The organism is Bacteroides sp. 14(A), from assembly GCF_000526555.1.
GTDB classification, from domain to species: Bacteria; Bacteroidota; Bacteroidia; order Bacteroidales; family Bacteroidaceae; genus Bacteroides; species Bacteroides cellulosilyticus.
Map to the genome: position 1 here is coordinate 1,103,529 of NZ_JAGH01000001.1, position 23,046 is coordinate 1,126,574.

At 42.9% G+C, this 23,046-nt stretch carries 15 protein-coding genes, 3 tRNA genes, 3 rRNA genes and 1 pseudogene; 12 read left to right on the forward strand and 10 right to left on the reverse strand.

The window, feature by feature from the left end; translation table 11 throughout:
- Positions 1–15 precede the first annotated feature (15 nt).
- The 10 genes from K429_RS0103910 to sppA form a co-directional block, all read right to left on the reverse strand.
- Positions 16–1,746, reverse strand: a complete 1,731-nt coding sequence (locus K429_RS0103910) for a hypothetical protein (RefSeq protein ID WP_025726113.1) — start codon at positions 1,744–1,746, stop codon at positions 16–18.
- Positions 1,743–2,108 (reverse strand): hypothetical protein, encoded by a 366-nt coding sequence (locus K429_RS0103915; protein ID WP_231501804.1) that lies wholly within the window; start codon positions 2,106–2,108, stop codon positions 1,743–1,745. Before K429_RS0103915 ends, K429_RS0103910 begins: the two co-directional genes overlap by 4 nt.
- A 135-nt stretch (positions 2,109–2,243) precedes the next feature.
- On the reverse strand, positions 2,244–2,831 hold the full coding sequence (locus K429_RS0103920; protein WP_025726115.1) for a hypothetical protein: 588 nt from the start codon (positions 2,829–2,831) through the stop codon (positions 2,244–2,246).
- A gap of 247 nt (positions 2,832–3,078) precedes the next feature.
- A complete protein-coding gene (locus tag K429_RS0103925; protein ID WP_025726116.1) occupies positions 3,079–4,080 on the reverse strand; it encodes a hypothetical protein in 1,002 nt (333 codons plus the stop codon).
- A 76-nt stretch (positions 4,081–4,156) separates the two neighbouring features.
- Positions 4,157–5,356, reverse strand: a complete 1,200-nt coding sequence (locus K429_RS0103930) for a site-specific integrase (protein ID WP_025726117.1) — start codon at positions 5,354–5,356, stop codon at positions 4,157–4,159.
- Between the two features lie 133 nt (positions 5,357–5,489).
- Positions 5,490–5,562: transfer RNA gene (locus K429_RS0103935), tRNA-Phe, on the reverse strand.
- 177 nt (positions 5,563–5,739) lie between these two features.
- Positions 5,740–6,804, reverse strand: coding sequence for a thiamine-phosphate kinase (gene thiL / locus K429_RS0103940; RefSeq protein ID WP_007210455.1), 1,065 nt, complete (start codon positions 6,802–6,804; stop codon positions 5,740–5,742).
- Between the two features lie 2 nt (positions 6,805–6,806).
- Positions 6,807–7,616 (reverse strand): purine-nucleoside phosphorylase, encoded by an 810-nt coding sequence (locus K429_RS0103945; protein WP_007210456.1) that lies wholly within the window; start codon positions 7,614–7,616, stop codon positions 6,807–6,809.
- Complete coding sequence (gene lpxK / locus K429_RS0103950; RefSeq protein WP_007210457.1) at positions 7,573–8,676, reverse strand: tetraacyldisaccharide 4'-kinase; 1,104 nt, start codon at positions 8,674–8,676, stop codon at positions 7,573–7,575. The genes K429_RS0103945 and lpxK overlap by 44 nt, the downstream gene beginning before the upstream one ends.
- A gap of 12 nt (positions 8,677–8,688) precedes the next feature.
- Complete coding sequence (gene sppA / locus K429_RS0103955; RefSeq protein WP_007219090.1) at positions 8,689–10,458, reverse strand: signal peptide peptidase SppA; 1,770 nt, start codon at positions 10,456–10,458, stop codon at positions 8,689–8,691.
- Positions 10,459–10,619: 161 nt separating this feature from the next.
- Here sppA and K429_RS0103960 point away from each other — a divergent pair, with 161 nt between their 5' ends.
- The 12 genes and pseudogenes from K429_RS0103960 (at position 10,620) to leuC (ending at position 23,026) form a co-directional block, all read left to right on the forward strand.
- A complete protein-coding gene (locus K429_RS0103960) occupies positions 10,620–12,167 on the forward strand; it encodes an ATP-binding protein (RefSeq protein WP_025726118.1) in 1,548 nt (515 codons plus the stop codon).
- Positions 12,168–12,277: 110 nt separating this feature from the next.
- Positions 12,278–12,682: an HU family DNA-binding protein gene (locus K429_RS28395; protein ID WP_081750827.1), complete on the forward strand. Its 405-nt coding sequence runs from the start codon at positions 12,278–12,280 to the stop codon at positions 12,680–12,682.
- A 38-nt stretch (positions 12,683–12,720) separates the two neighbouring features.
- Positions 12,721–12,828 (forward strand): smalltalk protein, encoded by a 108-nt coding sequence (locus K429_RS30175; protein ID WP_149950811.1) that lies wholly within the window; start codon positions 12,721–12,723, stop codon positions 12,826–12,828.
- A gap of 22 nt (positions 12,829–12,850) precedes the next feature.
- Positions 12,851–13,324: pseudogene (locus K429_RS30790) on the forward strand (N-acetylmuramoyl-L-alanine amidase).
- A 901-nt stretch (positions 13,325–14,225) separates the two neighbouring features.
- Positions 14,226–15,748: ribosomal RNA gene (locus tag K429_RS0103985) — 16S ribosomal RNA — on the forward strand.
- Between the two features lie 198 nt (positions 15,749–15,946).
- A tRNA-Ile gene (locus K429_RS0103990) sits at positions 15,947–16,020 on the forward strand.
- An 84-nt stretch (positions 16,021–16,104) separates the two neighbouring features.
- Positions 16,105–16,178 (forward strand) — tRNA-Ala (locus K429_RS0103995).
- A 130-nt stretch (positions 16,179–16,308) separates the two neighbouring features.
- Positions 16,309–19,191 (forward strand): 23S ribosomal RNA (locus K429_RS0104000).
- Between the two features lie 69 nt (positions 19,192–19,260).
- Positions 19,261–19,370, forward strand: a 5S ribosomal RNA gene (gene rrf, locus K429_RS0104005).
- The 16S, 23S and 5S rRNA genes sit together here with 2 tRNA genes alongside, the layout of an rRNA operon.
- Before the next feature lie 117 nt (positions 19,371–19,487).
- The gene (locus K429_RS0104010; protein WP_007217257.1) at positions 19,488–19,727 is read left to right on the forward strand and encodes a hypothetical protein; all 240 of its coding nucleotides are present in this window, start codon (positions 19,488–19,490) and stop codon (positions 19,725–19,727) included.
- A gap of 366 nt (positions 19,728–20,093) precedes the next feature.
- Entirely contained in the window at positions 20,094–21,590 is a 1,497-nt protein-coding gene (locus K429_RS0104015) for a 2-isopropylmalate synthase (protein ID WP_007217258.1), read from the forward strand.
- A gap of 41 nt (positions 21,591–21,631) precedes the next feature.
- Complete coding sequence (gene leuC / locus K429_RS0104020) at positions 21,632–23,026, forward strand: 3-isopropylmalate dehydratase large subunit (RefSeq protein WP_022208083.1); 1,395 nt, start codon at positions 21,632–21,634, stop codon at positions 23,024–23,026.
- The last annotated feature ends 20 nt before the right edge of the window (positions 23,027–23,046 follow it).

The window sequence follows — 23,046 nt, forward strand, 5'->3', positions numbered from 1 at the left end:
TTTTGTTGGTAATAGTCAGACTATCTCACTAATTAATTGATAACCTCTCTTTTTACCAACCCAACAAGAGGAAGCTCGGTAATAGAGCATAATAAGTTTAGGTTCTATATCTTCTTCGGGGTGCATGTTCAACATCTCGAATATTCTCGTTAATTCATTAACTATTTTCTCATTGGAATATCTGTTGCCAACCTTGAATATATTCTTAACCAGTCTGACAACTTTATTCCCCTTACGTTGTTTGAGAATCATTTCCTCTCTGATTTTCTTTTCAACATATTTAAGTTCCTCTATTCTCTCTTTGCCCAGAGTTTCAAATGCTTCCACAATGAACTGGTCAATCTTCCGCATATCATTAATGAAATCTAAGGCGTATTCCGAATCAGGGTTTTCCATTTCATCAAGAAGTTGCACCATTTTTCTGCGCTTGTCTTTTACTGAGCGTGCAGCCTTGACAATCTTCAATTTCTCGTCATTCTCATTATATTCGCAATTCTCAAATGTGGGATTGAAGAAATGGCAGTCATTGTACCAATTCATTATTTCTTGCTTGGATTGGTATCTGTTGTTCACCAATACGGAGTTTATCTCATTGTCTATGGCAAACCAGTTCTTTGTAAAGTCGGGATATAGGTATTTGCGGAACGGTGCAGTTTCAAGAATCTCACCGAAAGCATTTCTGTATTCTTTGTAATCAGCACTATTATATAATGTCTGAATTAAGTTGTAGGCAAATTCTTGTTCTGAAATTTGCTTTTCTATTTGCTCTTTGGATTGAATTACCATTTCGGGATTCACCCTATAGATGTGTGTTGCCGATTTTATGCCATTACGGAATCTTCCGCAAATCTGTATGCAGTCCGTATCTATGTCAAGTATGGTATATTCGGAATTATAAGGGTCTGTAACCATTACCAAATCGGGCTGATAAGGCAAATCCAAGTCGAATGCCGTAAAAAATCTGCCAGTGAAGAAGTTATATTTCTTCATGGTATCTGCGTTCCAATCATTATAAGCATTATCAAAGGGGTATTCATTTTTCAGTTTCAAACGGCTTTTTGGCGCACAGTAAACAGTAGAATCCTCCAATATGCCGAATTGTTTCATTATGGAGTAAATCATTACCACAGAATTGACGAAAAAGCAGACTGTTCCCTCTGTGTGATTGTCTAAATATTCACTTATTGCCTTGTGTATATTATAAGTATGTGTAACCGCAATTTCTTGTCTGTAATCATAATCGGCACTTACTTCCACTGTTTCAAACTCTTTAAATCTTGGGTCACTGAATCCGATAGGAGTGGCGGAAACAAGTGCCTTGCCTTTGAAGTTGAAAAAATCATTCATGGGCAGCACTATGTCTGTTCTGTAGTCCACGTCCTTGATTAATTGGTGACATTCGTCCATCAGCAGGAAGAAATGATTATAAATGTCAATACCGCTGCAAGCCGTTTTCACCTTACCGAAACTTTCGGGAGTGGTCATTATCTTATGCAGTCTGTTATTAGTTAGATAATTGCAAATCTTATCTGTTGTAACATCTTCATAAACGCCTAACAGATTGCTGTATTTGCCGCACTTGCTTTTGACAACGGGCACATTAGGCACTACGATAATGGAATTTCTTTGGGTTTCAAGCTCCAAAGTAGTAGCACCACAGCCGGGTATTCTTTTGGAAAGTATGCAGTCTGACGGAATCTCACTCATTACGTCAGACAGGTATTGACCTTTATGTAGGGTAATCATAATCCTTTGCTGTTTAGATAATCTATAAATTCATCGCTTCTCCTTATGCTGAAAAAGAGTTTTCCAAAGCGGAACAGTCCCCGAAGTTTTATATAGGCTTCGGTTTCCCGTAGAAAAGGGATTCTTACAATATTGTATTTCTGTTCTATCAGCCCTTTTACCACATCCTCTTGGAACTCGCTGCATAGCTTGGACTGTTTAGATGGGAATACTCCAAAATCTTCATAATCTCCCGTTTGCAGATAGTTAAGAATCCACTGCCAGCCTTGTGCATTGAGTTGGTATCTTATACCCGTTACTCCTTGGCTGCTTATCCATGCTTCACCGTTCACTTGGATATAAAGCTGCTTGTGTTGTTTCATTAGTAGCTTCACTTGTCTGTGTGTGACTTCATTGTTATATGTTTGAGTAAACTGTATCTGTTTCATTTTCTCTGTTCCGATTAAAAAAGAAAGCCGAGAGAGGTTGTTCCCTCGACTTTCTTCAAAGCTGATTGTTTAGGCTACTTCATTCTGTTCGGGAACTTGTTGTTTGGCTTCCGCTTCTGATTTCTTCATCCATTCGGGTTTGCAGGCTTCACAGATAAGGCTGTTCACTTCATCCGTTGCTTTCATGCAGAACTTTACATTCCCGTTGAATGTGGAAGAAAATCTCACGCAACGGTAACGCTCACCGCTGTTGTTGTACCAGTCCGCTTCAATATAGCCCCTCATGGTGGAGTTCATGTATTGCTTGAATAGCTCCATTACCAAATTTTCACCATCTTGGGCAATATCCACCTCATGTTCCTCCGCTTTGTAGTCGTGCAAACCGTTTATTATTTTAGCCATGCCGAAATGTATTGCCGATATAAGGTCTGCATCTCCTGCACCCTCAAAATGTTGTGTCATGCCAGTAGCGTAAACAACCGTAACCGATATAATCAGTTCACCTTTTGAAGATTGTTTGAAACGCATATCTGTTCTGACGGGAAACATAAGGAATGCTTCTTTCAGTTCCTGCACGAATGCTGCACTGACTTTAGTGTTCTCTACTACGTTTTCTACTTCACTATTTAATGCTTCTGTAAATTTAATATTCTTCATAATTTCTAATTCTAAATGTTTCACATATTAATTATTAAGCCATTAAAGAACTACTAAAGCTATGCGCACTCACTCGTTTGTTCCCTTTTGACATTGCAAAATTAGGGCAGAAATAAGGGGTAACAAAGGAATTTGCCGAATGCCCATGTGTGTAGAAAACGTGCCCATTCCAGTACGCAAAAAAAGTGCGTACCAAAAAGGACAGCCCTTTCAGTACGCATTTCTACTATGGTTTTATGTATGTTGTTTAAGAAACTACCATGTAGTTATTAGCTATGACAGACGGAAATTTCTCGTTCTTGTATCTTCTAAGGAGATTGGATAACATTCTGTTCTTGTTGCCCTCCGAATCGTATTCTTCATTGTATCTCTTGCCATCATAGCCCACTGTATAGATAAGTCTTGAAACAAGCATCATCTTGTCTTTAGATACCTTTACCTTTTTGTTGGATATGGTGGTAGCCTTTCTTCTTTCAATGAAGAAAAGAAACATATCCGTAAACTTCCACTTCTTATAAGATATGTCAAGACTGGACTTGTCCGTAAAGTTGATTTTTGACGATAAGTCATTTCTGATAAAGCCCTCCAAACCTATGTCCTTTAATTGTTTAATCATAGTTTCTCTATCTTGTTCGCTATGTATAATATCACTGTATGTATTGACAAAATGTTGCAAGGCTGTTTGAATGATTTTGATTGTGTCCTCCCTTTCAACGACATAGCTTTTCTTGTTATTCTTCTTTAGGGTGATACTGGTAGTTTCCGATAGGTTGGTATGAAAATAGCTAAAATCCTCCAATACGGACTTATTTAATGCAGGTGCGTTTGTACCAATATCCTCTATAAAATCATATATGAACAGAAGTAGATACCAAAACTTGCTAACGTCCAATTTATACGCTTCAATGGTATTCTGTAAATCTTCATTAGTTAGAAACTTCTCTTTGAAAGAATCGTCCAACTTTCTGTATTCTCGTTTCTTGTATTCTTCCAAAGTTCCTTTGAAAGTTCTCATTTCTTGTGTTCTCTCGTATCTTTCTTCAACGGATAAGTTTCTTTCTGCATATCTGTTGGCGAATATAGCAGGTGCGGAAGATTCTACGGGTATCATTCCCATATCTGTTTCTGCATAATCGGGCAGGAAGTGATTGGCTACTTCCCACACATATTCTAATAGTGGCTCATTAAAGCATTTATAGCTTTCATGCCAAGCCACTTTTAAATCGGGCAATTCTTCTATCTGATACATAGTGTATTCATATTAGTTATACTGCAAAATAAAAGAAAAGTCTGCAATCTTTAGCGGATTACAGACTTCTTTTTCGTTATAGCAGATTCTTCATTGCATTGTTTATCTGCTCATTGTCGAAACTATCTAAATAAACTTGTGTTACTCGTTCCGAACTGTGTCCCATAATCTGCCCTATGATAGCGGTTGATATACCTGCCTTCTTCATAATGGTAGCTTGGCTATGTCTTGCAACGTATGTGGTGATTGGAATAGGTATGCCCAATTCTTCGCCAATCTGTTTTAAGCGTTTATTTACTTTGGTGATAACTTTATGCAGTCTGTTGGCTTTCTCTTGTTCCGTTGTATGTCTGTTAGAAAATATCGGGAACAGATAAGGGTTGTTCTTGCTGTGATACTTCTTAATAAGTTCAACTGCTTGTGGAACTAACGGTAATTTGATGAGCTTACCCGTTTTGCTTCTTTTATAGACAAGTCTGTTGTCTATGATGTTCTTCTGTGTGAGATTGGCTATATCCACAAAGTTAATGCCACCCATGTAATAGGTGAAAGCAAACAAGTCTATGGGTAGGCGCATAAATCTGTTGTCTGTCTGATATTGCAACACTCTGTTTATGTCCTCTTTGCTTAACGCTCTTTTGGCTGTTTCTTGGTTCAACTTAGATACTTTGTATTTCTTGAAAGGGTAGTGTTCCGCTTTTACCATATCTTCTTGTATGGCATAATTATAGATGGTGCGCAATGTTCTGAATCGTATGCCGATGGTATTCTCCGCAAGTCCGTTGTTTCTAAGCCATGTCTCGTATTTCTTTAGCCAAGCAACATCTATATCTGTGAAATGAATATTCAGATGTTTATTGTACTTGATGAGTGAATTGTACACTTGTTTAACAGAAAGCATATATCCACGTCTGTTTTCTTCTTGAAGAAGTCGGAGATACTCATTAAATGCTTCTTCTACCGTTTTCGGTTTAACTGAATTGGAAATTTGTTCGCTTAATGTATTGGCAGTAAACAGTTTATCTTCTGATTTTAGTTTAATTATTTCCGTTTCGTACTCTTTTTTCTTGTTAGCTATGAGTATGTTAATATGCTCTCTGTCAGGGTAATTCGATTTTGGAACATTCTTTTCAAAGTTCCAGTGTTCTGCTCTTACAGACACGCCAAGACTGACATACTTCTTTTTGCCATCCTTGCAGATACGAATCATAAGCGGATGTTCACCATTACTAAGAGTTTTTGACTTGTAACACAGTACATTAACCGTTGTAGCCATATTGATTTCCGGTTTAACTCTTGGTTTAACTCTGATAGCGAAAAGTGGCTAAATCCGTGGAAAAACAAGGTAGTATATAAAGAAAAAAGCACTACTTTAATTAGTAACTGCTTGATAATTAATCTTTTAAAAGTGGTGCCACCAGGAATCGAACCGGGGACACAAGGATTTTCAGTCCTTTGCTCTACCAACTGAGCTATGGCACCATTGTTTCTCTTTTGCGGTTGCAAAGGTAGTGAAACTTTTGGACTATGCAAGCGCTTTGGAGATAAAAAACGCTGATATTTGCCTATGTGGCTAAGTATCAGCGCTTATGTTTTAAGAAAAAAATGAATTCAGCTGTTTATTTGTTCTCACAAATCTTTATCTGCTCTTACAAATCTTTATTCGCCAGCTTTTTCGCCTTCACTCTCGGTAGTTTCCTCTTTCAGTGGATTCCATCCTTGTGCTTTCAGTTCAAACTCTTGACCATCGCGAGTGATCAGTGCACAACCTAATTCCGGTTTAGTGATGTGTCCTATTAACTTCACACCTTCCATTTCAGAAATCTTCTCGTGATCGGCAATGGGAACGGTGAAAAGCAGTTCGTAGTCTTCGCCACCATTAAGAGCGCATGTTGTCAGATTCATATTGAACTCTTCAGCCATGACGGCAGTCTGATAGTCAATGGGGATATGTTCCTCATAAATGCGGCAGCCTACTTTACTTTGCGTGCAGATATGCAACAATTCAGAAGATAGACCATCTGAAATATCCATCATAGAAGTGGGTTGAATACCTTCTTCCGCCAGTTTCTCAATGATGTCGCGGCGAGCTTCCGGTTTTAATTGACGTTCCAGCAGATATTCCTTTCCGGAGAAATCAGGTTGCATATCAGCCTTACCTTTCAAAGCCACTTTCTCGCGTTCCAATAATTGTAAGCCCATATATGCGGCACCCAGATCACCGGTTACGCAAATCAAATCTGTTTCTTTCGCACCATTTCGGTAGACAACCTTATCTTTGTCTGCCTCACCTATACAAGTGATACTGATTGCCAGTCCCGTAAGAGAAGAAGAGGTGTCGCCTCCTATGATATCCACATCATATTCTTCGCACGCCAGACGGATGCCCGCATACAACTCTTCCATATCTTCCACGGAGAAACGCTTGGAAAGAGCCAGAGAAACGGTGATCTGTTTGGGCGTACCATTCATGGCGTAGATATCGGAGAAGTTCACGACAGCCGCTTTATAGCCTAAGTGCTTCAGCGGGACATAAATCAAATCGAAATGCACACCTTCCATTAGCAAGTCAGTGGTAATCAAGACTTGTTTTTCGGTAGGATAGGAGAGTACGGCAGCATCATCGCCTACACCGTACCGGCTGGATTCATTCTTCAGTTCAATACCATCGGTAAGGCGGCGGATGAGGCCGAACTCACCGAGGCTTGATATTTCTGTTCTCATGATTATGCTCTGTTTATCAATTCTCTCATAATTTCTGTCATCTTCGGCTGGGCGGCATCAGCAGCTTTCTGCACTTCCTCGTGTGTCACCTCTACGATCTTACCTTCCACACCAAGGTCGGTAATTACCGAAATACCGAATACCTTGATACCGCAATGATTGGCAACAATCACTTCCGGCACTGTAGACATACCCACTGCATCGGCACCGAGGATATGGAATAATTTATATTCAGACGGTGTCTCAAATGTCGGACCTTGCGTACCGATATATACACCATGCTGTACTTTGATACCCTTTTCCGCTGCAATTGCATTAGCCTTACGAATTAACTCTTTATCGTACGCTTCACTCATATCCGGGAAACGCGGGCCATATGGAATATTCTTGCCACGCAACGGGTGCTCCGGGAAGTAATTGATGTGATCTGTAATAATCATCAGGTCGCCGATTTCAAAATCCGGATTTGTACCACCGCTGGCATTCGAAACAAATAGGGTTTTGATACCCAGTTCGCGCATTACACGTACCGGAAACGTTACCTCCTTCATTGAGTAACCTTCATAATAATGGAAACGTCCCTGCATTGCCATGATATCCTTGTTTCCCAATTTTCCGAATATCAGTTTTCCGCTATGTCCTTCTACCGTCGATACGGGGAAGTTCGGAATTTCCTCATATTTTATTTCGTACTTCTCGGTGATTTCGGTGGCAAGACTGCCTAAACCGGTTCCGAGGATAATTGCTGTCTCAGGTTGTGTGTGCATCCTACCTTTCAGGTAAGCTGCTGTTTCTTGAATGAGCTCTAACATAGCCAATAATATTTTGGTTAAATATATGTTGTTGATTTTGTAAAAATTCTATCTCAATCGGTAAAATGTACAAATACGGCTTTAACGTTTCGGCGAGTGCCGGATGGTGTTGCAACCTTGTCGCATCCTTTTCCGTGGTGATAATCAGCTTCTTCTTTCCTTCCAGACGTTCGAAGCGTTCTTTTATAGCTTGCAAATCCTTGCTGCTGAAATCATGATGGTCGTCAAACTGACATAAGTTTACGTGCGGTGTGTGCACTTTTAGCTTTTCCACCAGCGGTACAGGCGAAGCGATTCCTGTTACCAGTAATACTTGTTCGTCTTTTTCCAGTGATGCGAGGGTTCGGCGTTTTTCTCCGAAGAGCGGTGTTAATGCTCCATATCGGAACGAGGAAAAATAAAGTTGCTGATACGGATACAGCTTTAGTCTTTTCGTGATGATATTGAAATCTATAGGTTTGATATCTTCCGGGCATTTTGTCACGATCACGATGTGCGCCCTGTTTTTGCCACTTTCAGGTTCGCGTAATCGTCCTGCCGGAAGTAGGGTATCGTCTGAAAAAAGCCTGTGGAAATCTGTCAGTAGAATGTTCAGCCCGGCTTTCACGTACCGGTGTTGGTAAGCGTCATCTAGTAACACTACATCTACTTTGGGGTGGTCCAATTTCATCAGTTGTTCAATGCCGTGACAGCGGTTCTCATCTACAGCTACCCGGATAGCCGGGAATTTGGTTTTTATCTGATAGGGTTCGTCACCAATGCGCTTTACATCCGTTTCTTCCGTAGCAAGTACATACCCCTTGCTTTTTCGTTTATATCCGCGGCTCAGCATGGCAACGTTTGTTCCCGTTTGTTGTAACAGCTTGATAAGATACTCCGTGTGTGGTGTCTTGCCTGTCCCGCCTACAGCGAGGTTGCCGACGCATACCACAGGTACGTCAAAACTCTTTGACCGGTAATATCCCCAATCAAAGAGTTTATTTCTTAGGCGTACTCCCATCCCGTAAATCCACGAGATGGGGTATAGCCAATAGTGTATCTTAACCAGCGGTTCTTCCATCCACTCCTTTCTTTAATTGATGTTCAACTCAAACGGAACGCGTGCCTGAATTTTATCGCAGTTCTCAAAATTATTCAGCCAGTCGAATTGGTTGTAAAGTTCACCGACTTTGCCTTTCAGTATCCGAGATTGGATATATCCACCGGGTTTCGTATCCGTCAGCATATCGAAGAAACTTTTCTTGCCCGGATAAGACATTACTGTGTAGGCATCCAGTCCGGCCTTTTCGATAGCTATTTCCAAAGCCTTGTCCAGTCCACCCAGTTCGTCTACCAAGCCCAGTTCTTTGGCTTTGGTGCCTGTCCATACACGCCCTTCGGCAATCTTCTTGATTTCATCCGTGGTCATGCCCCGGCCTTCTGCACAACGTTTCACGAACAGTTCATAGCCCTCATTCACCATATTTTGCATCAATGCCTTCTCACCGTCATTCAGCGGACGTCCCATTGCTCCGAAGTCAGCGTATGTATTGGTCTTTACTACATCGAATGACAGACCGATTTTATCCGTCAATCCTTTCACGTTGGGGAACATTCCGAAGATACCGATAGATCCTGTCAGTGTAGTCGGATCAGCTACAATACTGTCCGCGTTGCAAGAGATATAGTAACCGCCAGATGCTGCATAGTCACCCATGGAAACAATCACCGGTTTTTCTTTTTTCAGTTCGGTGACAGCGTACCATATTTGTTCCGAACCGAAAGCGCTACCGCCCGGAGAATTCACACGCAGCACTACAGCTTTCACGTCCTTATCATCTTTCAGTTTGCGCAAGTCGCGGATTACCTTATCAGAATTAATTCCATCTTCACTACCTGCATACGAACTTCCGCTGTCAATGGCTCCATATGCGTAGTACACAGCGACAATATTTCCGCTCTTATCTTTCGGAACGTTCTTCTTCACGTTCACCATGTCTTTTAAGCTTAATATTGGCATACTGTCATCCTTATCTATTCCCACCATTGTTTTCAGGTAGTTACGTACGTCATTTTTGTATACCAGAGTATCTGCCAGGCCATATTCCACGCAGTCATTGGCGGGATAGAACATCAGCATTTTGTCGGCAGCCTCGTTCAGTTTTTCTTTGCTTACGCCTCTTGATTCTGAAATATCACTCAGCATTTGTCCCCAGATACCATCCAGGAATACGGTTACCTGTTCACGATTGGCCGGACTCATTTCTGTAGAAATGAATGGTTCCACAGCCGATTTGTAAGTACCTACTTTGAATACCTGCATTTCAACGCCAATCTTTGACAATAAATCTTTGTAGAAGGTCGGGGTAGAAGCCAAACCGTACCAGCCGATTGCGCCTTGAGGATTCAGCAACACTTTATCCGCTACACTTGCCAGATAATACAGGCGTTGTGAGTATTGGTCACCGTAAGCTACCACGAATTTACCGCTGGTTTTGAAGTCAGCCAGCGCTTTGCGTATTTCTTCCAGAGAGGCAAATCCTATGCCCATTGAACCGGCTTGCAAGTAAATTCCCTTGATGTTTTCATTTTCCTTGGCTTTCTGGATAGACGAAAGAATGTCATCCAGTCCGTACGTAGTTTCATCTTCGCTCAGGAAGATGTCGAAAGGGTTGTCCTGGCTCCGTTCTGAGAGCATACCTCTCATGTCGAGCATCATCACAGAGTTTTTGCGTACCTGAGTTTCAGACTCTGACGAGGACAGCATACTAAACAGTATCAGGATGCTGACGAAAAACAACACGACGCTTGACACGATAATACCTGTGATGGTGGCCAGCGTAAATTTAAAAAAATCTTTCATTGTAGTTATTGTTTTTTGTATGCTAACTTATAAAAGCTAACAAAGATAAATAATTGAATTGATATTTACTCTATCTGTCGCAAGGTTTTTCATTTTGTCACACTGTTCATCACAAAACATTATTATCTTTGTGTCGTTTAATGTGAGAAGGAGAACGAACCATGAGTAATAAAATATATCCGATTGGCATACAGAGTTTTGAAAAGATTCGTAGAAACGGATACTTTTATATTGATAAGACAGCGCTTATCTACAGGTTGGTGAAGACTGGCAGCTATTATTTTCTGAGTCGTCCGCGTCGTTTTGGCAAGAGTTTGCTTATATCTACTTTGGAGGCTTATTTCTCGGGGGTACGCGCACTTTTCGAAGGACTTGCTTTGGAACAGTTGGAGAAAGAGTGGAAAAAACATCCTGTTTTGCATTTGGACCTCAACATTGGGAAATATGATACACCTCACAGTCTTGACGATATTCTGAATAAGGCATTGCTAGAGTGGGAAGCTATATATGGTACCGGTGTAGGTGAAGTTACTCTCGCCTTGCGCTTTGCCGGTGTGGTGGAACGTGCTTATAAGAAAACCGGAGAAGGTGTTGTTATTCTTGTTGACGAATATGACAAACCTATGTTGCAGGCTATTGGAGAAAGAAAACTACAGGTCGAGTTTCGTAGCACCTTGAAATCTTTTTATAGTGTGCTCAAAACAATGGATAGATATATCCGGTTCGCCTTATTGACCGGAGTAACTAAATTCGGTAAAGTCAGTGTTTTTAGTGACTTGAATAATTTGAATGATATTTCTATGTATGAGCCGTTCGTCTCCATTTGTGGAATGACGGAGAAAGAAATACATGATAATTTGGAAGAAGACCTGTACGAACTGGCAGCTATGCAGAAGATGACTTACGAGCGGGTTTGTGCCGAATTGAAAGATTGTTATGACGGTTATCATTTTGTAGAAGAGTCTGAAGGCATTTACAATCCTTTCAGTGTGTTGAACACCTTTTATAAAATGAAGTTCGGCAATTATTGGTTTGAGACGGGTACGCCTACTTATCTCGTAGAACTGTTGAAACATAATAATTATGATCTGGAACGAATGGCCCACGAAGAAACCAGTGTGGATGTACTGAATAGCATTTATGATGACGATAGTCCCATACCTGTGATTTATCAGAGTGGATATTTGACTATCAAAGGATATAATTCTCGCTTTGGCATCTATAGTTTAGGCTTCCCGAACAGAGAAGTTGAAGAAGGATTTATTAGATTTTTAATGCCATTTTATACCCGGGTAAACAAAGCGGAAGCTCCGTTTGAGATACAGAAATTTGTTCGTGAGATAGAGAATGGGCAGCCTGATGCTTTCTTCCGTCGCTTGCAAAGTTTCTTTGCCGATACTCCTTATGAACTGATTAGTGATTTGGAGCTCCATTATCAAAACGTCCTGTTTATCATTTTCAAGTTGGTAGGTTTCTATACGGAAGTTGAGTATCACACATCCGAAGGGCGTATTGATCTGATTTTAAAGACTGAAAAGTACGTTTATGTAATGGAATTCAAGCTTGAAGGTACTGCTGAGGAGGCTTTGCGGCAGATTGAAGAAAAGCATTACGCTCTTCCTTTTGAGTCTGATTTCCGTCAATTGTTTAAGATCGGTGTAAATTTCAGTAATCGTACCAGAAATATAGAACGATGGATTGTGAAATGACATTCTAATATAAAAAGATTAAGATCATAGACAGATAGAGTCTGGCATTTTAAATATAGCACTACACGACGTTGTTCGTGTGGTGCTTTTTTCTTTTAATACTATTAATTATGAAGCAAAACAGTTTAACCGACATACAGAAAAGCTGTGCGATGACGAAGGGAGATGTGAAACATGTGATTGAAGCGCTTGTAGAGGAGGTTCAGGAAAATCTGGCTAACGGAAACAAGGTGAAACTGAATCAGTTTAGTACGTTTTACATGACATTCTGTTGTCCGGGAGTAGCTACTTCGGCAGAGTGTACGGTGAAGAATATCAAGCGGGTGAATATCCGTTTTGTACCGGATAAGGAGCTGAAACTGGTAAACAATAGCCATGCTGCTACGCGAAGTCCGGCAAATGTAACCTTTGCCTTAGAGAAATTGGAAGATAAGGAAGGCGGATTATCGGATGGAGGTAATTCCGGCGGCAACTCCGGTGGTGACGGTGGCCTGAATGAAAATCCTCTGGGATAGCTGATTCGCATTAATAACTAACCTAAACTATAATAATCATGAAAAAATTATCTTTGGATACTGTATTGAAGATTGCCATCGCTATTGCCTCTGCCGTCCTGGGTGCCTTGAGCGCTCATGCCATGACGGCGATGAAGTGTATTTAACGTGACCTTTATTTAATATCTTATGAGAAAGATTGATCTAATCGTCCTTCATCGCAGCGCCACCCGCGCTGACCGTTGCTATACGGAATATGACTTGATCACAGATCACCTGCGCCGGGGGGGCTCCGGTGCAGGCTATCACTATTATATACGTAAGGACGGAAGCATCAAGAGCCTCCGTCCCGTTGATAAATCCGGTGCGCATACCCGTGGCTAAAATGCTCACTCGATTGGTGTTTGTTATGAAGGCGGGTTGGACGCAAATGGTCATTCCTGTGATACTCGAACTGCCTTTCAGAAACATTCCCTGCGTGTCCTGGTAATGCTTTTGCTGAAAGAATATCCAGGCAGTAGGGTAGTGGGACACCGTGATCTGAGTCCGGATCTGAACCATAACGGTGAGATCGAACCTGAAGAATGGATCAAAGAATGTCCCTGCTTTGATGCTGCTACAATTCTGCAAGAACCTCCTCCTTCGAATCCAGCTTACCTATAATACCTTTAATAATGCGAATCGGTGGCCCTTTCTCCTCCTCCCGGGAGGAGGAGTACCCCGTAGGGGGGAGGTGGTAGGTGAGTTAATCTACTCTCCCTACACGCGCACGCATATATAATAATGTACCCCCTTCCAGCTCCTTTCCCCCTCCCCTTTAAACTTATGTTCTACAACATCCTTATCAATCAGCCATTTACGAAATTGTTTCAAAAAAGTTTCGAAAAAAAGACAGATATGTTTGGAGTGAATAGATATATCGGCTACTTTTGCACCCGCTAACCAAGAGACGGTCAGCCTTGAAATTGACATTCTGACAGAAACGGTGTAGGAACTCCAACGTTTTTCTTTCCTTTTAGGCTTTATTCTAACCAGGAATACAGCGTTCTAAAAGAAAAAAGAAAAAAAAACTTCCGGAAACATTTGGAAGATATGCTTAAAAGTTCTTACCTTTGCACCCGCTTTCCGAGAAGAGGCTGACACAGAGTCGGCTTCCTTGATAGAGGCGGTGCTAAGAACTTCTTCTTCTTTTATCTCCCTTTCGCAAAGAGAGACGACGAGAAAAAGAAAAAAAGAAAAAAAAACTTTCGAAATTATTTGGAAGATATACTTAAAAGTTCTTACCTTTGCATCCGCTTTCTGAAAAGAAAAGCAGTTTTAAAAAGAAGCGATCTTTGAAGAATTTACATAAACAATACAAGTAGTACAAGAGCAGGTGCTTCGCAAATTAATGATTAAAAATTAATAATTAAAGCGCAGCATCTGGGTATAAAAAAAGAACCGTCAAGTAACTTATATATATAGGTGATTTGAAGACTTTTAATAAACCGAGCGTCCTGAACAGAGCAAAAACACTGTCGCTTTTTAATAATTAATTATTAATTTGCGCAGTCACAATACTTTTACAATGAAGAGTTTGATCCTGGCTCAGGATGAACGCTAGCTACAGGCTTAACACATGCAAGTCGAGGGGCAGCATGACCTAGCAATAGGTTGATGGCGACCGGCGCACGGGTGAGTAACACGTATCCAACCTACCGGTTATTCCGGGATAGCCTTTCGAAAGAAAGATTAATACCGGATAGTATAACGAGAAGGCATCTTCTTGTTATTAAAGAATTTCGATAACCGATGGGGATGCGTTCCATTAGTTTGTTGGCGGGGTAACGGCCCACCAAGACATCGATGGATAGGGGTTCTGAGAGGAAGGTCCCCCACATTGGAACTGAGACACGGTCCAAACTCCTACGGGAGGCAGCAGTGAGGAATATTGGTCAATGGACGAGAGTCTGAACCAGCCAAGTAGCGTGAAGGATGACTGCCCTATGGGTTGTAAACTTCTTTTATATGGGAATAAAGTGAGCCACGTGTGGCTTTTTGTATGTACCATACGAATAAGGATCGGCTAACTCCGTGCCAGCAGCCGCGGTAATACGGAGGATCCGAGCGTTATCCGGATTTATTGGGTTTAAAGGGAGCGTAGGCGGACTATTAAGTCAGCTGTGAAAGTTTGCGGCTCAACCGTAAAATTGCAGTTGATACTGGTCGTCTTGAGTGCAGTAGAGGTAGGCGGAATTCGTGGTGTAGCGGTGAAATGCTTAGATATCACGAAGAACTCCGATTGCGAAGGCAGCTTACTGGACTGTAACTGACGCTGATGCTCGAAAGTGTGGGTATCAAACAGGATTAGATACCCTGGTAGTCCACACAGTAAACGATGAATACTCGCTGTTTGCGATATACAGCAAGCGGCCAAGCGAAAGCATTAAGTATTCCACCTGGGGAGTACGCCGGCAACGGTGAAACTCAAAGGAATTGACGGGGGCCCGCACAAGCGGAGGAACATGTGGTTTAATTCGATGATACGCGAGGAACCTTACCCGGGCTTAAATTGCATCTGAATAATTTGGAAACAGATTAGCCGCAAGGCAGATGTGAAGGTGCTGCATGGTTGTCGTCAGCTCGTGCCGTGAGGTGTCGGCTTAAGTGCCATAACGAGCGCAACCCTTATCTTTAGTTACTAACAGGTCATGCTGAGGACTCTAGAGAGACTGCCGTCGTAAGATGTGAGGAAGGTGGGGATGACGTCAAATCAGCACGGCCCTTACGTCCGGGGCTACACACGTGTTACAATGGGGGGTACAGAAGGCAGCTACACAGCGATGTGATGCTAATCCCAAAAGCCTCTCTCAGTTCGGATTGGAGTCTGCAACCCGACTCCATGAAGCTGGATTCGCTAGTAATCGCGCATCAGCCACGGCGCGGTGAATACGTTCCCGGGCCTTGTACACACCGCCCGTCAAGCCATGAAAGCCGGGGGTACCTGAAGTCCGTAACCGCAAGGAGCGGCCTAGGGTAAAACTGGTAATTGGGGCTAAGTCGTAACAAGGTAGCCGTACCGGAAGGTGCGGCTGGAACACCTCCTTTCTGGAGCGACGCTCAGTCAAAATGAGAGATTTTGAAATTAATAATTAACAATTATAAATTAAGAACTCTCTGTACTAACAAATTAAAAGTTGGTTCTTTTGACATGCTACATAAGAACCTCTTGCACTACGCGTAGTTGTTTATATAATATATATTGAGAAAGAAGAAGCCGAGCCGCAAGGCGAGGTTGAACTCGACAGTCCTATAGCTCAGTTGGTTAGAGCGCTACACTGATAATGTAGAGGTCGGCAGTTCAACTCTGCCTGGGACTACTTCTTAAATTAAAAATTATAAATTATAAATTAAAACGCGATGTCGTAAATTTAATTTTTAATTTTAAGTTTTTAATTAATGAAGGGGGATTAGCTCAGCTGGCTAGAGCACCTGCTTTGCACGCAGGGGGTCAACGGTTCGAATCCGTTATTCTCCACTCTGGTGACGATTTAATTTTTAATTATTAATTATTAATTTGCTTGCCAACCGTTCTTTGACATGATGTACAAAAAAAGTAAAGTTATAACAAGCTGAAAGTATATATCGAGCCATACGGCTAGGTAAGACTAAAAGTAAGTAAGGGCGCATGGCGGATGCCTTGGCTCTCGGAGGCGATGAAGGACGTGATAAGCTGCGATAAGCTGCGGGTAGGTGCAAATGACCTTTGATCCGCGGATTTCCGAATGGGACAACCCAATATCTTGAAGAGATATTATCCATCTTACGATGGAGGCGAACGCAGGGAACTGAAACATCTTAGTACCTGTAGGAATAGAAAATAAATAATGATTCCCCAAGTAGTGGCGAGCGAACGGGGAATAGCCCAAACCATATGTGTTACGGCATGTATGGGGTTGTAGGACCACGTCGTGGGACGAAAGTTAGTGAGTAGAATGATCTGGAAAGTTCAGTCATAGACGGTGATAACCCGGTATACTAAGCTAATTGAACCCTAGTGGTATCCTGAGTAGCGCGGGACACGAGGAATCTTGCGTGAATCTGCCGGGACCATCCGGTAAGGCTAAATACTCCCGAGAGACCGATAGCGAACCAGTACTGTGAAGGAAAGGTGAAAAGCACTTCGAACAGAAGAGTGAAATAGTCCCTGAAACCATGCGCCTACAAGCGGTCGGAGCAGTTTAAACTGTGACGGCGTGCCTTTTGCATAATGAACCTACGAGTTACTTTTTCCGGCAAGGTTAAGGATCTTGAGATCTGCAGCCGAAGCGAAAGCGAGTCTTAATAGGGCGGATAGTCGGAAGGAGTAGACGCGAAACCAAGTGATCTACCCTTGGCCAGGTTGAAGGACAGGTAACACTGTCTGGAGGACCGAACCGATAAGCGTTGAAAAGCTTCCGGATGAGCTGAGGGTGGGGGTGAAAGGCTAATCAAACTTGGAGATAGCTCGTACTCCCCGAAATGCATTTAGGTGCAGCCTTGATTTATACTAATATGAGGTAGAGCGACTGATAAGATGCGAGGGCTTCGCCGCCTATCAAGTCTTGACAAACTCCGAATGCGTATTAGTTCTATATCAGGAGTGAGGGCATGGGTGCTAAGGTCCATGTCCTAAAGGAGAACAATCCGGACCATCAGCTAAGGTCCCGAAATAATTGCTAAGTTGATCTAACGAAGTCAGATTGCTAAGACAGCTAGGATGTTGGCTTGGAAGCAGCCATTCATTTAAAGAGTGCGTAACAGCTCACTAGTCGAGGAGTTTGGCGTGGATAATAATCGGGCATAAGCAATTTACCGAAGCTATGGGATGTGCAAACATCGGTAGGGGAGCATTCTACTCAGCGTCGAAGGTGAAGCGTAAGCTTTGCTGGAGCGTGTAGAAAAGCAAATGTAGGTATAAGTAACGATAAAGGGGGTGAGAAACCCCCTCGCCGAAAGACTAAGGTTTCCTGATCAACGCTAATCGGATCAGGGTTAGTCGGGTCCTAAGGCTCAGCCGAACGGTGAGGCCGATGGCAGAACAGGTTAATATTCCTGTACTACCTTAAAGAGTGACGTGGAGACGGAGGCGTGACAGTGCCGCGAACTGACGGAATAGTTCGTTGAAGGGTGTAGATGTTGATCGGGGCAGGCAAATCCGCTCCGAGAGTCGAACCTGATAGTATGGAGCGTTCTTCGGAACAATCCAATAGTGCATGTAAACATACTCCCAAGAAAATCCGCTAAACTTAATCTTTAAGGTACCCGTACCGTAAACGGACACACGTAGTCGGGTTGAATATACTAAGGCGCTTGAGTGATTCACGGTTAAGGAACTAGGCAAATTGACCCTGTAACTTCGGGATAAAGGGTCCCCACTGCGAGGTGGGGCGCAGAGAATCGGTCCAGGCAACTGTTTAACAAAAACACAGGGCTATGCCAAATTGAAAGATGAAGTATATAGCCTGACACCTGCCCGGTGCTGGAAGGTTAAGAGGAGATGTCATCGCAAGAGAAGCATTGAATTGAAGCCCCAGTAAACGGCGGCCGTAACTATAACGGTCCTAAGGTAGCGAAATTCCTTGTCGGGTAAGTTCCGACCTGCACGAATGGTGTAATGATCTGGACACTGTCTCAACCGTGAGCTCAGTGAAATTGTAGTATCGGTGAAGATGCCGATTACCCGCGATGGGACGAAAAGACCCCGTGAACCTTTACTATAGCTTAACATTGAATTTGGGTAATTGATGTGTAGGATAGGCCGGAGGCTTTGAAGCAGGTACGCCAGTATTTGTGGAGCCGCTGTTGAAATACGGCCCTTTGGTTATTTGAGTTCTAACTCGCTGTTGCGAGGACACTGTTTGGTGGGTAGTTTGACTGGGGTGGTCGCCTCCAAAAATGTAACGGAGGCTTCTAAAGGTGCCCTCACGCCGATTGGTAACCGGCGGCAGAGTGTAATGGCATAAGGGCGCTTGACTGGGAGACTTACAAGTCGATCAGGTAGGAAACTAGAGCATAGTGATCCGGTGTTTCTGTATGGAAAGGACATCGCTCAAAGGATAAAAGGTACTCCGGGGATAACAGGCTGATCCCTCCCAAGAGCTCATATCGACGGAGGGGTTTGGCACCTCGATGTCGGCTCGTCACATCCTGGGGCTGGAGAAGGTCCCAAGGGTTGGGCTGTTCGCCCATTAAAGTGGCACGCGAGCTGGGTTCAGAACGTCGTGAGACAGTTCGGTCTCTATCTATCGTGGGCGTATGAAATTTGCGTGGCTCTGACACTAGTACGAGAGGACCGTGTTGGACTGACCTCTGGTTTACCAGTTGTGCCGCCAGGTGCATTGCTGGGTATCTAAGTCGGGATTGGATAAGTGCTGAAAGCATCTAAGTACGAAGCCAGCCACAAGATTAGATTTCTTAGGGTCGTTGAAGACTACAACGTTGATAGGATGCAGGTGTACAGGTGGTAACATCATAGCCGAGCATTACTAATTGCCCGTTCACTTTTGGTCCTTGCCTTGTATGGCAGGTATATACGTTCAGTTTAAAATCTTTGCTTTTTTGCATCATGTCTAACTTATTTAGGTGACTATAGCATCAGGGTTCCACCTCTTCCCATTCCGAACAGAGAAGTTAAGCCTGATCACGCCGATGGTACTGCGTCAAGTGGGAGAGTAGGTAGTTGCCGTTTTAGAGAGAAGCCTCCATATCGAAATGATATGGAGGCTTTTTGTGTTTGTATAATTCTAATTTTTTGCTTATATTTGCACCGCACTATTTATTATTAATGTTTAAAGCAAAATTAGAGATGAAGACAAAGTTATTTTTGGCAGCTGTTGCAGTTGCATTTTCTTTCGCCGTGACTTCTTGTGGTAACAAAAAAGCTGCTAATACTGAAGTGGAAGCTACCGAAGTTGAAGTTGTAGAAGAAGCACAGGCATGTGATTCAGTACAGGCTTGCTGCAAGGCAGATTCTGCTGCTTGTGATAGCACAAAAGCTTGCTGCAAAGAGAAAAAAGAATGTGATAAAGCTTGCGACAAGAAGTAATTCTTATCACATAGGAGCATATAAAAAGGGGATACATCATGTATCCCCTTTTTTGTTATACTTTATAGAGTTATTTAATAGCAAACTTATAAAATGATGCTTTTTTAGATAAAAAAGTAACGAATTTGTTTGTGTGCTACGAAATTATCTATACCTTTGCACCGTTATAATAAAAACAAGAAGATAAAAATGATACAGAACTTTACATATATTCTACTGTGTGGTATTATTATTCTACTGGCAAGGTTTAGTGGAAGTGAGTGCTGTGCGTGAATATATGTAACGATTAGAATATTCGAAAGCCTTTCTCACTTCCAAGTGTGAAAGGCTTTTTTTAATGGCAATAATTTATAAAAACTATAAGAAATGAGTGACAAGTTATTTATTTTCGACACAACGCTCCGCGATGGCGAGCAGGTTCCGGGATGCCAATTGAACACAGTGGAAAAGATTCAGGTAGCAAAGGCATTGGAACTGCTGGGCGTGGATGTTATTGAAGCCGGATTCCCGATTTCCAGTCCGGGAGATTTCAACTCTGTTATTGAAATATCCAAAGCGGTGACATGGCCTACTATTTGCGCATTAACCCGTGCGGTACAAAAAGATATAGATGTAGCTGCGGATGCTCTGAAGTTTGCCAAGCACAAACGTATTCATACAGGTATCGGTACATCGGATTCGCATATCAAGTATAAATTCAATTCCAATCGTGAGGAAATCATCGAGCGTGCAGTAGCTGCCGTGAAGTATGCCCGTCGTTATGTGGATGATGTGGAGTTCTATGCAGAAGATGCAGGTCGTACGGACAATGAATATCTGGCTCGTGTGGTGGAAGCTGTAATTAAAGCGGGTGCTACAGTAGTGAACATTCCGGATACGACCGGTTACTGTCTGCCGGATGAATATGGAGCGAAGATCAAGTATTTGATGGAGCATGTGAGTGGTATTGAGAAAGCGATTCTTTCTACGCACTGTCATAATGACTTGGGAATGGCTACTGCAAATACGATGGCCGGTGTACTGAATGGTGCCCGCCAGGTAGAGGTTACTATCAATGGTATCGGTGAACGCGCAGGTAATACTTCGCTTGAGGAAGTGGCTATGATTATCAAATGTCATAAAGATATTGAAATTGAAACGAACATCAATACACAGAAGATTTATCCGACAAGCCGCATGGTTTCAAGCTTGATGAACATGCCGGTGCAGCCTAACAAGGCTATCGTAGGTCGCAATGCCTTTGCGCATTCATCGGGTATCCATCAGGATGGTGTGTTGAAGAATGTGCAGACTTACGAAATTATCGACCCGCACGATGTGGGTATCGACGATAATTCTATCGTATTGACTGCCCGTAGCGGACGTGCTGCTTTGAAGAATCGTTTGCAGGTATTAGGCGTGGAGCTTGAACAGGAACAACTGGACAAAGTATATGAAGCTTTCCTGAAATTGGCGGATAAGAAGAAAGATATTAATGATGATGATATCCTGGTGCTTGCCGGTGCAGACCGCACACAGAACCACCGCGTGAAACTGGAATATCTGCAAGTGACCAGTGGAGTAGGTGTGCGTTCGGTTGCCAGTCTGGGACTGAATATCTCCGGTGAAAAGTTTGAAGCGGCTGCCAGTGGAAACGGTCCGGTAGATGCAGCGATAAAGGCTTTAAAGAAGATCATCGACCGCCACATGACACTGAAGGAATTTACTATTCAGGCTATCAGCAAAGGTAGTGACGATATGGGTAAGGTGCACATGCAGGTGGAATATGATAATCATATCTATTATGGTTTCGGTGCGAATACGGATATTATTGCCGCATCGGTAGAAGCTTATATCGATTGTATCAATAAGTTCAAATCATAAGACTAACCTCAATTATAAATCGTAAAATCGTAATAAATCTGATGAATACATTATTTGATAAAATCTGGGATGCCCACGTGGTTCAGCAAGTGGAAGATGGTCCCACACAGTTATATATAGATCGCCTTTATTGCCATGAAGTAACCAGTCCGCAGGCTTTTGCGGGAATGCGTGCACGCGGTATCCAATGTTTCCGTCCGGAAAAGATTGTTTGTATGCCCGACCATAATACGCCGACCCACGATCAGGACAAGCCGATTGAAGATCCGATCTCCAAAACACAGGTGGATACACTGGCCAAGAATGCGGAAGATTTCGGATTGACACATTTCGGCATGTTGCATAAGAAGAATGGTATCATCCATGTGGTAGGTCCGGAAAGAGGCTTGACATTGCCGGGAATGACGATTGTGTGTGGTGACTCGCATACTTCAACGCACGGTGCGATGGGAGCAGTAGCTTTTGGTATCGGTACAAGTGAGGTTGAAATGGTAATGGCTTCACAATGTATCTTGCAGACACGCCCCAAGACAATGCGCATCACAGTGGACGGAAAATTGGGTAAAGGTGTGACGGCAAAAGATATTGCTCTTTATATGATGTCTAAAATGACAACGAGTGGTGCAACCGGTTATTTTGTGGAATATGCCGGAGAAGCAGTTCGCAGTCTGACCATGGAAGGACGCCTGACGCTGTGCAACCTGAGTATAGAAATGGGTGCACGTGGTGGTATGGTGGCACCGGATGAAGTGACATTCGAATATATCAAAGGCCGTGAATATGCTCCGGCGGGTGAGGAATGGGAGAAGGCGTTGGCATACTGGAAGACGTTGAAGAGCGATGAGAATGCTACGTTTGATAAAGAAGTGCATTTTGATGCGGCAGATATCGAACCGATGATTACGTACGGAACAAATCCGGGTATGGGTATGGGTATCACGCAGCACATTCCTACGACTGATGGAATGGGAGAGGCTGCAAAAGCTTCATTCCTGAAATCAATGGATTATATGGGCTTCCAACCCGGTGAGGGAGTATTGGGAAAGAAGATCGATTATGTGTTTTTGGGTGCTTGTACGAATGGACGTATTGAAGATTTCCGTGCTTTCGCCTCGTTAGTGAAAGGCCATAAGAAGGCGGAACATGTGGTTGCTTGGTTGGTACCTGGTTCGTGGATGGTAGATGCACAGATTCGTGAAGAAGGTCTGGATAAGGTATTGGAGGAAGCAGGTTTTGCTATCCGCCAGCCGGGATGTTCGGCTTGTCTGGCAATGAATGATGATAAGGTGCCTGCCGGAATGTATGCGGTTTCTACAAGTAACCGTAACTTTGAAGGTCGTCAGGGACCGGGTTCACGCACATTGCTTGCCAGTCCGCTGGTAGCAGCTGCGGCAGCAGTAACGGGAGTGATTACGGACCCGAGAGAACTGATGTAATTTCAGTCCTCCTGGCAGAA